Annotated in this window: 8 protein-coding genes and 1 pseudogene; 3 read left to right on the top strand and 6 right to left on the bottom strand. The window is 70.0% G+C overall.

All coding sequences use genetic code 11. The annotated features are described in order from the left end of the window. Positions 1-139: 139 nt before the first annotated feature. The gene (locus tag ACFYYF_RS00465) at positions 140-589 is read right to left on the bottom strand and encodes an ATP-binding protein (protein WP_388769737.1); all 450 of its coding nucleotides are present in this window, start codon (positions 587-589) and stop codon (positions 140-142) included. A 168-nt stretch (positions 590-757) separates the two neighbouring features. Here ACFYYF_RS00465 and ACFYYF_RS00460 point away from each other — a divergent pair, with 168 nt between their 5' ends. Beyond that, the gene (locus tag ACFYYF_RS00460) at positions 758-1,123 is read left to right on the top strand and encodes an STAS domain-containing protein (protein ID WP_388769735.1); all 366 of its coding nucleotides are present in this window, start codon (positions 758-760) and stop codon (positions 1,121-1,123) included. A gap of 99 nt (positions 1,124-1,222) precedes the next feature. Here ACFYYF_RS00460 and ACFYYF_RS00455 read toward each other — a convergent pair whose 3' ends face one another. Continuing rightward, positions 1,223-2,932 carry a SpoIIE family protein phosphatase gene (locus tag ACFYYF_RS00455; RefSeq protein WP_388769733.1) on the bottom strand — a complete coding sequence of 570 codons (1,710 nt, stop codon included), beginning with the start codon at positions 2,930-2,932 and terminating at the stop codon, positions 1,223-1,225. A gap of 656 nt (positions 2,933-3,588) precedes the next feature. On the opposite strand from ACFYYF_RS00455, the gene ACFYYF_RS00450 reads away from it, so the two are divergent. After that, positions 3,589-5,163: an MFS transporter gene (locus tag ACFYYF_RS00450; protein ID WP_388769731.1), complete on the top strand. Its 1,575-nt coding sequence runs from the start codon at positions 3,589-3,591 to the stop codon at positions 5,161-5,163. Between the two features lie 290 nt (positions 5,164-5,453). Here the strand turns inward: ACFYYF_RS00450 and ACFYYF_RS00445 are convergent, their stop codons facing one another. Continuing rightward, positions 5,454-8,111, bottom strand: a complete 2,658-nt coding sequence (locus ACFYYF_RS00445) for a LuxR C-terminal-related transcriptional regulator (protein WP_388769729.1) — start codon at positions 8,109-8,111, stop codon at positions 5,454-5,456. A 524-nt stretch (positions 8,112-8,635) separates the two neighbouring features. On the opposite strand from ACFYYF_RS00445, the gene ACFYYF_RS00440 reads away from it, so the two are divergent. Next, positions 8,636-9,481, top strand: coding sequence for a restriction endonuclease (locus ACFYYF_RS00440; protein ID WP_388769727.1), 846 nt, complete (start codon positions 8,636-8,638; stop codon positions 9,479-9,481). Between the two features lie 552 nt (positions 9,482-10,033). Here the strand turns inward: ACFYYF_RS00440 and ACFYYF_RS00435 are convergent. The 3 genes and pseudogenes from ACFYYF_RS00435 to ACFYYF_RS00425 form a co-directional block, all read right to left on the bottom strand. Further along, positions 10,034-11,095, bottom strand: coding sequence for a hypothetical protein (locus tag ACFYYF_RS00435; RefSeq protein WP_388769726.1), 1,062 nt, complete (start codon positions 11,093-11,095; stop codon positions 10,034-10,036). Between the two features lie 274 nt (positions 11,096-11,369). Beyond that, positions 11,370-13,028, bottom strand: coding sequence for a hypothetical protein (locus ACFYYF_RS00430; RefSeq protein WP_388769724.1), 1,659 nt, complete (start codon positions 13,026-13,028; stop codon positions 11,370-11,372). A gap of 75 nt (positions 13,029-13,103) precedes the next feature. Then, positions 13,104-13,415, bottom strand: a pseudogene (locus ACFYYF_RS00425) (LamG-like jellyroll fold domain-containing protein); the annotation flags it as partial. Positions 13,416-13,994 lie beyond the last annotated feature (579 nt).

The raw sequence follows: 13,994 nt of genomic DNA, 5'->3' as shown, positions 1-13,994 counted from the left end.
GGACCAACCGGCGTCGGGAATTGGGAGGTCTCGGGCTCCTGACCGTATCCGTTCAACCGGATCGGATCGCACCGGCGGTGCCCGGCCACCGCCGGGCCCGACCAAGACCGATGCCGATCATGACCGATGCCGGCCCGGGCTATGCCCCGCCGAGCGCCACGGTCGCGATGACGCGCTTACCGGCCGGTGCCGTCTCGGTCGTCACGTCCCGGGCGAGGGCGGTGACGATCTCCAGGCCGTGCTGCCCGATCCGCCTGGGGTCCGGGGCCCTCACGGCGGGCGGCACCGGGTTGCTGTCCCACAGCTCGATCCGCAGCGCGTCGCCGGTGATCCGCAGACGCAGGACGGCCGGCCCGGGGGCGTACTTGCGGGCGTTGGTGACCAGTTCACTCACGATCAGCTGAGCGATCTCCACCGTCGCGTCCACCACCGCGACGCCGTGCGCGTCACGCACCGTGGTGAGAAAGGACGCCGCGAGGTGCCGGACCTGTGCCAGGGGAGAGCCGTCGACGTCCAGAGCGAGCGAAGCCTCCATCGGTGACGGGCCCTCCACATGTCCGTCACCGATGTCCTCAGGTGAATGCCCCATCCGCGCCCGCTTCCACGTCCTCGCCAGATACCCCGCCCGCCACCGTCTACGCACTGCCCCGGACGTTACCCGTGGCACAGCCACACAGACGCATTGTCCGTAGGATGCGGTTCTTGACGGACCTTCACTTGAAGATGACGACCTGGTACGACAAGGACTCCGAAGGGCGTGGCAGACATTTACCACCCGGCCGGGCAGCCGGCCCGACTGTCGATCACCCGGACCACCGTCGACGGCATCCGCGTCCTGGCCCTGGCCGGCGAACTCGACACCGACACCGCCGCCACGCTGCGCGAGGCACTGCGTCCTGAGGAGGAGGACCTCCCTCTGACGGTGCTCGACTTCGAAGCGGTCACCTTCATGGACTCCAGCGCCATCAACGTCCTGGTGGCCGCCCACCGCGATGCCACTACGGCGGGCGGCTGGATCCGGTTGGCGGCCCTGGCCGAGCCGGCCCGGCGGGTCGTGGAGATCGTCGGTCTCGACACGATCATCGCCTGCCACCCCACCCTCGCCCAGGCCCTCGAACCCTGACCGGCCCCACAGCAACCGGTCGGCGGACCAGATGCGGCGGTTCCAGTACGACTGCCAGATGGGGTCGGTGCCCTGCGGGAACTGAGGGGCCGGGAGCGGTCACCCGCGGGTCATCGGGACCCGCAGGGCGAGGAGCGCGACATCATCGTCGTTGGCGGCCGGCCGGACCCGGCGCAGCAACTGGTCGGTGAAGGAGGCCAGAGGGCGGTGGGCGAGCGCGGCGGCGTGCCGGCGCAGCCGCTGCAGGCCCTCGTCGATGGTGTGGCCGAGTTCTTCGATCAGGCCGTCGGTGTAGAGCACGAGGGTGGAGCCGGGCGGCAGCAGGGCTGTCGCGTCGGGACGGGGGCTTGCTGTGACGCCCAGGAGGAGGCCGTGGCCCTCGGTGAGGTAGTCGGCCAGGCCATCGTGGCTGATCAGCAGCGGCGGCGGATGACCGGCGTTGCTCCAGGACAGGTTCCACCGGCCTTGGTCCGCCTCCTCGAGGCGGGCCAGCACCATGGTGGCCATGGTGACGTCGGTGATGTGCCGGATCGCCTCGTCGAGCCGTTCGACGATCCGGCTGGGGGGCTTGGTCTGCGACCAGGCGTAGGCGCGCAGCATGTTGCGGACCTGCGCCATGCCCGCCGCGGCCTCCAGATCGTGTCCGACCACGTCACCGATGGCCAGGGCGGTCGCGCCGTCGGACAGGGGGAAGGCGTCGTACCAGTCGCCGCCCACCTGCGAGGCGTCGGGCGCGGGCAGGTAGCGGACGGTCATCTCCAGTCCCGGCACGCGCGGCATCTGGGGGAGCAGATGGTTCTGCATGGTCTCGGCGACCTTGCGCTGACGCTGGTAGAGGCGGGCGTTGTCCAGAGCCAGGCCCGCACGGCGGGTGATGTCCTCGATCAGGTGCAGATCCGCCGGGGTGAAGTCCCCCGGATGTCCCGCACGGCCCAGGGTGAGGGCTCCGAGGACCTCGCGGGCGCTGCGGATGGGTGCGATGGCTGCCGAGCGGATGCCGGTGGCGTCGAACAGCCTGCGCTGCTCCACCGCGATACCCGAGTCCGGCTCCCGCCGGTAGGTCTGGGGGCCGGCCAGAGTGGAAGCGGCTCCGCGCAGCGCCCGCGACAGCGGCATCGGCGACCCCTCCGGGATCGGCGGCATCGGGCCCTGGAGTTCCTCGTGGTACACCAGGTTGTCGCCCTCGGCGTGGACGACGGCCTTGCGCCACACCTCGTCGCGCTCGGTGATCAGGTCGATGACGGCCCAGTCCGCCAGCCGTGGCACCACCAGCGACACCAGCCGACGCAGCGCCTCCTCGGCGTCCAGGGTGGAGGCCAGCCGCGTGGTGGTCTCCGCCAGCAGTGCGAGCCGCTCCAACTCCGGCAGCGGCCCGACCACGGCCTCCGCTTCCAGCCCTCGGGCCGGGGCGTGGAAGACCACCAGCGCGCCGCTCGCCTCGTCACCTGTGTCGTAGGGCGTGATCGTCCAGGAGATCTGCAGGACGGAGCCGTCCCCGCGGACGAAGTGGTCCTTCTCGGCCCAGGCGATCCGGCCGGAGTGGAAAGCCCGCCGCATGTGGCACCGGGTCCTCGGCAGGGGCTGACCGTGGGCGTCCCTGTGGAGCAGGTCGTGCGCGTCATGGCCGAGCAGATCGTCGGCTGTCCGGGCCAGCAGGTCCTCGGCGCGGGCGTTGACCGCGATGATGCGTCCCCGCTCGTCGACGACGTACGCTCCAGCCCCGATGGCCTCCAGCGCCTCGGTGAGCGTGGCGGCACGCGCATCCAGGGCGGCTCTCCCGCCAGCCTCCGTGTGCTCCGGCACTGCCATCTCCTCATCCCCCTGCCGATCGGCCGTCCTGCCGGCGCGAAGCGGGTCCGCCGCGCGGCATCCGCTTTCCTGAGTGCCCCGTCCTCGCCGGATCCAGCCCTGCCCTGCCACCCCGCCCTCCGACGCGGGGGTGAAACGAACCGGGGGCACTCTGGGAGGCAGGTTGCCCCAAGGATGTCGCGCACGTCCACATACGGGCAGACCGGAGTGGGCGGACGGCTGCTTCCGCCCATGATGCGGGGGCGAGGTCGCGCGGGGCGCGGCACTGTCCTTCCGGGCCCTGGAGACCGGTGACGGCCTTGCCGTTTGCGCGGCGGTGTCGACCGTGGTCGCGGCGGTGTCGTCGTCCAGCTCGCAAACGCCGTCGACGGCCCGTTGGTCGCCCTGCGCGCCCGTACACGACAAGCCGCTCACGTGCGTAGCCGGACGGCTCGTGCGGGAGCGCGCCCGCTGAGTACCGGTTGCTCATGTTCCGCAGCGCAGTCCTTGTCAGCCTGGAGACAGGCCGAACGAGGAGAGCCTTCTCCGAGCGAACGAGATCCCCCATCGGCCGGACCCGCCCCAGGTTCCGGTCACAGGGTTCCGGAGAACCGGTCTCCGACAAAGAGGCTCAGGCCGCCGCGGCCTACCGGTTTCCATCCAAGGAATGTTTCCTCATGAACGCAGACATCGCGTCCACAGGTCAGGTCCACGGGCGGGGGAGGGTGCGTCACGGTGCGGTACTGGCCGTGACCTCCCTGGCCCTGGCGACGGTCGTCTCCGCCATGGCGTCACTGAACGTCGCACTGCCCGGCATCGCCCGGGAGACCCACGCGAGCCAGACCGAACTCTCCTGGATCATCGACGCCTACAGCCTCGTCTTCGCCTCCCTCCTGCTGCTTGCGGCCACGCTCGGTGACCGCTTCGGGCGGCGCAAGGCCCTCCTCGGCGGACTGGGAGTGTTCGCGGTCGTCTCCGCGGCCGCCACCTTCTCCTCGGACCCGGTCGTGCTGATCGCCCTGCGGGCACTGCTCGGTGTGGCGGCGGCCTTCGTCATGCCCGCGACGCTCTCCACGATCACGACCACCTTCCCCGCCGCGCAACGGGCACGGGCCGTCAGCATCTGGGCGGCGGTCGCCGGCGCCAGCGCCGTACTCGGACTGCTGGCCTCCGGCGCGGTGCTCGAGGTGTGGTCGTGGCGGTCGGTGTTCTGGCTGAACGTCGTCCTGGCCGTCGTGGCCGCCATCGGGACCCACCTGTTCGTCCCGGAGTCGGCGGAACCCGAGAAGCAGCCGGTGGACGCCATCGGGGCGGCCCTGACCGTCGTCGGACTGGGAGTGCTCGTCTACTCGGTCATCCAGGCGCCCGAGCACGGCTGGGGCAGCACCCGCACACTGGGCGGCATCGCCGTCGGAGTCGTGATCCTCGCCGCGTTCGTCCTGTGGGAGCTGAAGCACCCCCACCCCCTGCTGAACCCCCGACTGTTCCGCAACCTGCCCTTCGCGGCCGGAACCCTGTCGATCACGCTGCAGTTCTTCGCCTTCTTCGGGTTCATCTTCGTCGTCATGCAGTACCTGCAGCTCGTACGGGGCGACAGCGCCCTGGTCGCCGCCGTGAGCGTCCTGCCCATGTCCGCAGCCATGATCCCCAGCGCCCGGCTGTCCCCGCGGTTGGCCGCGCGACACGGAGCGCGCCGCCCCTGGACCATCGGTCTGATCGCGGTCGCCACCGGCCTGCTGGTGCTCGCCGAACTCGGAGCCGACAGCTCCTACTGGCTGATCCTGGCCGGGCTCGTCCCGCTCGGCGCCGGCATGGGACTGGCCATGACGCCCGCCACCGCGGCCATCACCGACGCCCTGCCGCCCGCCCTGCAGAACGTGGGCTCCGCCGTGAACGACCTGTCCCGCGAACTCGGCGGCGCCCTGGGGATCGCGGTCCTCGGCAGCGCCCTGAACGCCGGCTACCGCGGCAGCCTCGACGTCGAGGGCCTGCCCGCCCCTGTCGCGGAGGCCGCGCGGTCCTCACTGGCGGCAGCCAACGTCGTAGGCACCGAAACCGCAAACCCCTCCCTGATCGAACAGGCACGTGACGCCTTCTCCTCCGGGCTGCACCTGGCGCTCGTCACAGAGGCGGGAGCAGCGGTCCTGGCCGCCGTCGCCATCACCCTGCTGCTGCGCCACACCCGCCGCACCCCTGCCGCCCCCCTGGCGGCCACGATCGAGAAGGACACCCATCCCGCACCCACTCACTGAACGGGGCCCAGGCCACCCGGGCGCATAAATTGCCCAGGGTGGTGGGGGCGGAGCACAGACTCCCCACCAGGTTTGCCGATCCCCGCGGTCCGGGCGACACGTGTCGCCCGGACCGCGGAGATGCGCGGCGGAGCCCCATGCTTCGAGGTCCGGCTCGTGCCGGTGACCCGGAGTGGTCGCCGCGGCGGAGCCGGATCGATCCACGTCCCGCTCGGCGAGGGGGTGTCGACCGACAAGCGGCATCGGCCCGCAGTGCCGGACACGGTCCGGACGTCGTCGGCGGGGCCGGGCTACGGCTGCCCGGACGCGCTCTCGTAGCGCAGCGCCGCGGCGAGATCGGTACGACTGCGGACTCCGAGTTTCAGATAGATCCGCTGAAGGTGGTTGTCCACCGTACGCACCGAGAGCGTCAGGTGCTGGGAGATGGCTTTGCTCGTCTTCCCGGATGCGGCCAGCAGAGCGATCTCCTGTTCCCGCCCGGTGAGGGGCTCCGCGGCGCCGACGATGCCGGACAGGATGGGAGTACGGGCACCTTCGCACCGGTCCGCCAGACGCGTCGCCCGACTCGTCGCGGCCGTCACCTTGCGGGTATCGCCTTTGCGCCTCCAGGCGTTGGCAGCCTCTGCCGCGGACTCCGCGGCGAGAAGCCCCGCCCCCATGCTGTCGAGCTCCTCCGAACACGCCATGAGGCGCTGCGGATCCTTGTCCGCCAGCGCCGCGACGAATCGTGCGCGCGCAGCGGTGAGCGCCCCGTCGCCCTGGGCGGAGAGTTCGGTCATGCGCTCGCGCACCGCCTTCGCGTCGCCCAGGCGAGCGATGTCCGTGAGGATCAGGGCCTCGGAGACGAGATGTCCGGTGTCCTTCGCGGTGTCCGCGGCCTCGTGCAACAGGTCCCGGGCACGGCTGAGTTCACCGCGTGCCGCGTGCAGCCACGCCACGCCGAGCGACTCCTCGCCGGCCAGACCGCCGCTCGTCCCGACGGCCTCGTAGTCGCTGACGAGCGAGGCGGCCGCGTCCACGTCACCGACGAGTGCCGCGCACGCCATCAGACCCGACAGGTGCAGACGGGTGACCCGGTCCAGCCGGTACGCGCGGGCCGTGGCGACCCCCTCGGCGTACCAGCGGCGAGCGCTCACGGGCCGGCCGGCCAGCCACTCCGCCCGGCCGCTCTCGTAAGCGAGGAACTGGCGGGCCACCGGCGCGTGGGTATCCCGCAGCCCGTCGGCGGCGGCCAGGCACACTTCGCGGGCCTGGCCGATCCTTCCCTGCTCCATGAGCGACAGCGCGAGCGGCGCCACCTGCATGACGGGATGGGGGAGCAGCCTGCCCTCGCCGACCGCCTCGTGGGCGGCTCTGGCCTCCTCGGCCAGGGCCCGGGCCCGTTCGACGCGGCCCACGAAGGTCAGCCCGAGGGTCTTGGCGCTGATGGTGGCCAGCCACACGTCCAGAGCGTCCTCGGGCGGGGTGTCGGGCAGGTCGTCCAGGATCCGCAGCCCGGGAACCGGCGAGCCTCCCACCGTGAGCATGGCTCCCTCCATGAGACGGAGCTGCTGGGCGGCCGCCTGGTCGGACAAGGTGGCGCGGGCCGCGGCGCACACGGCGACAGCCGGCGCCGGATCAGGATCGGACCAGAACAGATTGGTGCACCGGGTCGTCGCCGCGATGATCTTTTCGGAGTCGTCGCGGGCCTGGGCGTCGGCTTCGGCAAGGACGACTTCGGCCTGGTCGAGCCGGCCGGTGTGCATCAGCGCCCGGCCGAGCAGCACACGGCTTTCGCAGGTGTGCTGATCGGCCTTGACCGCGGAGAGCAACTCGATCGCCTGCTCGTTGTCGTTGGAGTTCATGGCGATGGTGGCGGCCCGCAGGAGAAGGCCCGGTTCGGCCGTACCGGTGGCCGCCAGAAGCCATGAGGCGACGTGCAGGGCGTCGTCGCGCCGTCTGAGGCCGTGCGCTTCGACGCGCTCGGCCTGGCGCAGGGCGATGTCGTAGCGCCGCAGCGCAGGGGTGTCGGCGGCGATGACCTCCGCGTACAGGGGGTGCGCCAGGGTGACGCTCACTCTGGCCCCCTGGACGGAGATCTCGACGATGCCGGACCGCTCCAGGTGCTCCAGGTCCACGCGGTCGGCGAGCTGTGTGGCATCGAAGAGGGAGAGCGTGCGACAGCAGGCGAGAGTCTCCAGCAGGGGCCGCGTGGCCGGTGACGAGGAGGCGATTCTGCCGGCGATCAGATCCCTGAGGTGCGGGGTGACGGGGAGGGGTTCCTTCGACGTGTCCCACACTCCGCGGTCGAGTGTGAGGTTCCCCTGGGCGATGGCCCCCAGCACGAGCTCCCTGAGGAACAGAGGGTTGCCGTCGCTGGCGCTGAGCAGCGAGTGAAGGGCGTGGCGGCTGACCGGGCCCTTCAGAACGCGCTGGAGAAGCTCTTCGACCTCGTCGCGAACCATGTGCGCGAGATCGGTGCGCCGGATGTGGTCGCCGCGCTGCAGCAGACCCTCGACGACGTCACTGCGCTGCCCGCCGGTGCGGGCGGTGCCGATCAGGACGATCGTCTCGGAATCGAGAAGCTGGCCGAGCAGGGCGGCGGAGGAGTTGTCGAGCAGATGAAGGTCGTCGACGAGGACGACCGTGGGCCGGGACGCCTCGGCCAGTGTCTGTGCCACGGCGCGGAACCCCTGGACCGGGTCGGTCATGTCGACCCCGGCGGGCAGGATGTGGGCGATCGCTCCCAGAGGTACCTGAGCCGCGGCCCGGCTCGCCACGGCCTTGACCGTACGCCGCTTGTCGGCGGCGGCGAGGGCCAGGAACTCCTCCGTCAGACGGGTCTTTCCCGCCCCCGCGGGCCCGCAGACCAACCAGCCGCGAACGTGGCCCGCCGACAGTTCCCCGCGAAAGGAGTCCAGGTGCGACTGCCGCCCGACGAGCGGCCATCTGCCTTCCCAGCTCTCCATGACATACCGCCTCAAGGCCGACAGAACCTCCATAGTACCCGCGCGACCCCGACCGTGATCATGCCGCAGGGCAGCAAGGTGCATGGTCATCCCCGACTCTGACCCCGACCCCGACCCCGACCCCGTCCGCCGTGCCGGCGCCGGGCCGAGCAGCCCGCCGTGCGGTGTCAGCGGCTCTCCGGGGTCGGTGTGAAGCAGCCGGACCCCGGGACGGTCTTCGTCCGGTGCGTTCCGATGGCCAGCCGTCGGCGTTCGTGGACGTGGACGTGGACGTGGACGTGGACGTGGACGTGGACGTGGACGTGGACGTGGACGAGGTCGTCGACGTGGCTGTCGTCGGTGGTTGTCGACGAGGGCAGGCGCGCTTCAGTGGCAAGGCCACCCCGACATGCCGGACGAGGGTGGCGGGCCCGCACCTGCCCTCGGGCCGGACGAGGCATGCACAACGCAACCTGATAGAACGGCCGCTGCCTGGGAAGACGCGAATTGATCTTCGTTGACGTCCCAGGGGAGGAAACATCACCATGGCCGTTCCCGCACGTGCCCGGCGTACCGCACGCCACTCCCGCCGGTTCGAACTCCGCGCGACGGCCGTCTACTTCGTCCTCCTTGCCCTCATCCTCGCTCTGGTCGGCGCGGCCGCCCGCACCGCGACCGCGGCTGCCGTGCACCGTCCCGCCTGGGCTGTGGCGCTCGTCCTCATGGGCGTCGGCGCCGTCACGGCCGGCTACCGCGGAAAGCGCCGCATATCGGCGGCCAGGATCGCGCGCCGCGCGGCTGAAGCCCTGGACGAGGCCACGCAGACGGCGGTCGAAGCGCTCGAAGCGGCGTCACCGGCCCCCTCCGTCGGCTTGGTCCCCGCCGGGGCCGGCGCCCTCGGCGGCCGCCTCGGCACGGAACCCACCATCCTGCTTCCCGAGACCGAGACCGAGACCGAGACCGAGACCGAGGCACCCGCGGACACGGTGGAGCTCGCCTACGAGGCCCTGGACCCGTACGAGTTCGAAGAGGCGGTGGCCGAACTGTGCCGACGCGACGGCTGTCTTGACGTGGAGGTTGTGGGCGGGGCCGGCGACCTGGGCGCCGACGTCGTGGCGAGGACGCCCGACGGGCGCTCGGTCGTCATCCAGTGCAAGCGGTACTGCGACGGCAACCGGGTCGGCTCACAGGACCTGCAACGCTTCGGCGGCACCTGCTTCACCGTGCATGGCGCCGATGTCGCCGTCGTGGTCACCACCAGCGACTTCACCGCTCCCGCGCTCGACTATGCGGAGCAGTGCGGCATCGTGTGCTTCGACGGTCCGCAACTGGAGCGCTGGCAGGAGGGTAGGGGACCGCTGCCTTGGGAGCCGAAGCCGTCGGCGGGCTGAAGTGTCGTGTGCGGATGCCGACGAGGAGAGGAGGACGAAAATAGGGGCGCTGAATCGTGTGTGACGGGGGTACACGAACCGGCATGGCATCCAAGGCTGATCGCTTCCTGTCCCTTCGGGCCTTGCGGCAGTTGCGCAGGGTCCGTTCCTTCTATGCGGCGGGCGTCGCTCTGTGGGCGTTGTCGGCTCTCTGGACAGGGTGGGAGTCTCCCGGGGGTCGGCAGATGTGGATCTCCGTCCTGTTGTTGACCATCTTCACCGGCCTCCTCCTCACCGCGTCCCTGTGGCTGCAGCGTCTTCGGACAGTGGTTGCGGCCACGGCCAAGTCCGCCCGCCCTGCGGTGTCACTGCGCAAGGCGGCACCAACTCGCCACGCACACGCATGACTTCTCTTTCAAAGTTGGGACGAGTCGCGAAGGAGGCAGGCCCTCGGTCCGGCCTGGCTCGGTTCATGATCTGACGGACGAGTCCAAGGGCGGTAGCGGATCTCTGCTCGGCCTTGAGACCGATCGGCACCAACTGTTCGCCGACGGGCGGGACATACAGGCGTGTTCACTGTATGACTTCGAGATGCGGATGATCGAACGACGTCGGGCAGACATAGATCTGCATGCTGTAGCCCCTGCCGACCTTCACCAACGGCGCATTGGCAGGAGTGCTCAGCCCGATGGGACCTGACGGCTTCTCGAGGTCTTCCAGAGGGGTCCAGCTCTCGTTCTGGCCGCTGCCTTCGCCGGAGTCGATGGTGAACAGGGGTTGGTACCGGGCGTTGCAGGTGTCGCAGTGCTTGGGGCCGGGGTCCCAGAAGTCCAGTGAGCCCCAGCCGCCGATCTTCCAACCGGGAGCCACCGATAGCTCGTACTGGTAGTAGGTGCCGCCGAGGCCGTCGTCCGGGTCCTCGTCCTCCTCTTCTCCCGGTGCCGGTTCCTCGATGTCCTCCTCTTGCTCTTCTCCCCAGGCGTAGAGACGGTCGGCGAGGTCCGCCGGGAGGTCGTACGGTGCCGGGTACTCGGTGACGACCTCGGGGTGCAGGACACAGGGCTCGGGAACGTAGTTGCCGTAGTGCTCGACGTCTGCGGGTTCCGGGGGGTCGGTGAGCAACGTGCCGACGCTCGCTGCGTTTCGCCAGACGAGGCGCGCCGCGGGAAGCGCGTTGTGGTGGTCGAGCGGGCACCACAAGACTTGCAGAAGGTCGGCACCATCGGGTCCCGCGAGTCCCGGGACGTCGCGGAGGTAGAGCTGGGCGACCGGCAGCAGGGCGTTCGGCTCGGTGTGAGCCGGATGCCCTGCCCGGAGCTTGGCGAAATACTCGCGCTCGTCAGGGTTAAGGAGCCACTCGCGAGGGTCGCGAGGGCGAAGCCAGGCCGCGTCGAGCAGTGCCCGCATTTGCCGGATGTCACCGAGAGAGACGGGCGGGTGCGCGTTGTCGTGTTCCTTCGCGCAGGTCGGCCATTCTTCGTCGGCCGGCCACAGGAGTGGTCCGCCGACGGAGCTGTCGTGAACGGTCGGCCGACCCGTGCGCGGGTGCAGTCGGACGGCTTGCCTGGCCAACGGCGCCAGCTCCGGGAATATGGATGCGATGTCAACAGGTCTGGGTGGGGTGGTCCTTGACACTTGTGCTCCTTCAGTAGCCGCCTGTGGTTTCGGGCGGACTGTACAGGCGGGCTGTGACAGTCCAATCGACTGTCGGCCAGGCGGCCTTCGCCGATGTTGACGCCCAATAGGACGACCTGTACGAGGAACTGCGTGCCATCGATCTCTGTGACACCGCACCGGCCCGGCGGCGCACGGCCATCTTCCGCGCACCGTGTCACTCAGTCGGCCGGCCCCGCACTCACGAGGCCGGCCGGACAGAAGGGGCGGCGCGCTCGATCCGTTGTGACGCGTTTCAGCGGACGTCGACGTAGTCGGTGACCTTGGTGCTGGCGAGGTAGTGGCTTCCGGTCTGGCGGCTGACGGCGACGGCCCAGGTGCCGTCCTGTTTGGCGCTCACTCTGCCCAACAGGTGGCCGTTGTGGTCGCTGCCGAGTTCGCAGACGTAGCGGTAGGTAGTGGAGCCGCGCGGTTTGAAGTAGAGGGTGGGTGCGCCGCCGGAGAGCGGTTTCCAGGTGGTGCCCTTCTTGTACTGGAGGGTGCCGGCGAAGCTGATCGGTTGTCCCTTGCGGACGGGGTCGGGGGAGGCGTGGAAGCCGGTGATGCGGGTGGCGTAGCGGTAGAGGTGCACGGGCTTGGTGGTGCTGGTGCCCAGGTCGGGGTTGCCGTTGAAGCGGGCGCGCCAGTAGGCGTCGCTGTCCGGCTTGGTGAGGGTGCGGGTGAACGTCTCGTCGAACAGGGGTTTGTTGTGGTGGATCGGGACGGGAACGGTGGCGGCGTCCTTCCAGCCGCTCTTGCCGTCCTTGGAGTACTGCAGGGTGACGGTGGGCTGGGCGGGCCAGTGGGCGCGGGTGTCTTCGTAGTAGACGTAGCCGTGAGTTCGCAGGGACCCGTCGTCGTCGAGTGATGCGCTCAGCCCGATGTGGGTGGTGTAGGCGACGTGGAGGCTGAAGGGTTCGGTGGCGTACTGCTGGAAGGGCATGTCGCCCGTGCCCGCGATGACTTCGGCGCTCGGGGCGGGGTTCTCCGAGGAGACGCGCAGGGTGTAGTTGCCCTGACTGTCGGTGGTCGTCTGACCTGCCACGTACGTGTGGTCCTGGAGGTTGATAGGGGTGTGCGGCAGCGGCTGCCAGCCCGAGGCGGTCTGGATCTCCGCGTGGCCGGTGACGGTACCCGTCGCACCTTGCTGCAGATTCAGGGCGTGGGTGCTGACCGAGAAACGGATCGGTGCCTGTGCGGTGTGCATGCTTTGGGGGGACACCGGCGGGCGGATCGCTCCGGGGTAGCGGCTGGAGGCCTCGGGTGAGACCCACAGTTGGAAGAATGTCATGGTGGGGACGAAGGTGGCGGTGAAGCGGCCGTCCTCGGCGGTGGTCGCGGTCGTGTGGATGTGTCCGGCGTCGACGTCGACGGTGACGCCGTCGGCGGGAATCGGGACTTCGGGGTTGCGGGGGTCGCGGGCGACGGCGGTGCCGCTGACGGAGACGTTCTGGTGGAGGTAGTCCGGCACATTCGGGGTGGCGGTGACGCCGGTGAGCCTGATGACCGTCTGGTAGTGCAGAGTGTGCGGGGAGAGGGCCCCGGTGACGGTGGCGCCGGAGGCGTCCTGCAGATCGACGGTCACCCGGTAGTCGCCGAGCTCGGCCAGGTGCACCGGCGCCCGCCAGACGCCGGAGCGGGCGTCCTGTCCCGAGTACTGGATGAAGTCCTCGGTCGATCCGGCCTCCGGGGCTCCGTCCGGAGCGTCCAGCGGCGAGAAGTGGGCTGTGATGCGGGTGATCGGGCTGTCGGAATGTGCCGTGACGTAGAGCAGGCCCGGTTCGTACCACCCGTCGGCGTCGGACAGGACCGGACCGTCGGTGGTGCCGTCGGCCTGGGCCGGGGAGATTCCCGTGAACAGAGATGCGGACAGGGCGGTCGCCGTGGCCGCGGCCAGGAAGGTGCTGCGTCTCATGAAGGTTCCCAGGGCAGAGGTGGGTTGCATGGCGGAGCCGGATTCCAGATCCGTGTCGGGCACCGCCCGATAGACGCCTACGTTGCTGATCGCGCCGTTAGTGCATTCGCCGTAGGTCCCGGAGGCGAGCTTGCGGCCCAGCCGCAACGGACCGGCGGCGTTCCATCGGGCGTACGTCCCGTCGGAGGTGCCGGCGAGTTTGCCGTCGACGCAGAGGCCGATCTCCTTGGCGGTGACGTCGTACAGGCCGACGAGGTGGGTCCACCGGCCGATGACCGGCTTGCCGCCGCAGGAGTGGGGTGTCTGAACACCTGGCGGGCTTCCTTCGGCTTGAGGGGCAGCGGGATGGGGAGCCCGGTTGCCGCAGTGATCTGAGAAGTGATCAATTCCGGCACAGAAAAACTACACGCCATCTGTCATGGGCATGCATGTCATCTCCCTGGAAACGGCAAAAGGTGTGGTGCGCCCCTATGCGCCGGGCCCGGCGGCGTTTTCGCCGTCACCCCCGGCGTGGCCGCGCGGTGGCTGGGGCCGCTGCCGGTCGAGGCTCTGCACGGCATCGGCCAAATCGAATTCCGTGAAACGTGGCATAGCGTTCCGTTTCCTCACTTCATCAAGCCCCCGTCCTGGCCCCGAGTACTCCGAGTCACCTCACTTGCCCCCGTTCGGGGTCGGCACGAGGCCGAATGTCTCGGGACACTGACGGAAGTCCCTGACCAGGCGCTATTCGGGTGCCTGAGTGCAAAGGCGAGCACAATCGATGCCGCCGCTCGTGCCCTGGCCTCCTCCAAGAACCGTGCCTCCCAGAACACGGCGAGCACCGCGTAGGTCCGGGTCCCGCCGCCCTCCGCCGAGGAACGCCCCGATGGCGTGTGAATTCGACGGGATCTTCTCCGCCGCGCTCAGCCGTGACGTTGTCAACGGAGTTCGAACGGGGTGGGGGTGCGTCATGTGGGCGCGGGCCGC

The sequence above is a fragment of the Streptomyces sp. NPDC001914 genome, assembly GCF_042891215.1.
In the GTDB taxonomy this organism is placed as follows: domain Bacteria; phylum Actinomycetota; class Actinomycetes; order Streptomycetales; family Streptomycetaceae; genus Streptomyces.
The sequence above is the reverse complement of the archived record's forward strand: the minus strand, read 5'-3'. Positions and strand labels throughout refer to the sequence as shown.

Coding starts and splice junctions, on each gene's coding strand:
- ACFYYF_RS00440 (WP_388769727.1), top strand. CDS start 8,636: ATGGCCGTTCCCGCACGTGCCCGGCGTACCGCACGCCACTCCCGCCGG.
- ACFYYF_RS00455 (WP_388769733.1), bottom strand. CDS start 2,932: ATGGCAGTGCCGGAGCACACGGAGGCTGGCGGGAGAGCCGCCCTGGAT.
- ACFYYF_RS00430 (WP_388769724.1), bottom strand. CDS start 13,028: ATGAGACGCAGCACCTTCCTGGCCGCGGCCACGGCGACCGCCCTGTCC.
- ACFYYF_RS00450 (WP_388769731.1), top strand. CDS start 3,589: ATGAACGCAGACATCGCGTCCACAGGTCAGGTCCACGGGCGGGGGAGG.
- ACFYYF_RS00445 (WP_388769729.1), bottom strand. CDS start 8,111: ATGGAGAGCTGGGAAGGCAGATGGCCGCTCGTCGGGCGGCAGTCGCAC.
- ACFYYF_RS00465 (WP_388769737.1), bottom strand. CDS start 589: ATGGGGCATTCACCTGAGGACATCGGTGACGGACATGTGGAGGGCCCG.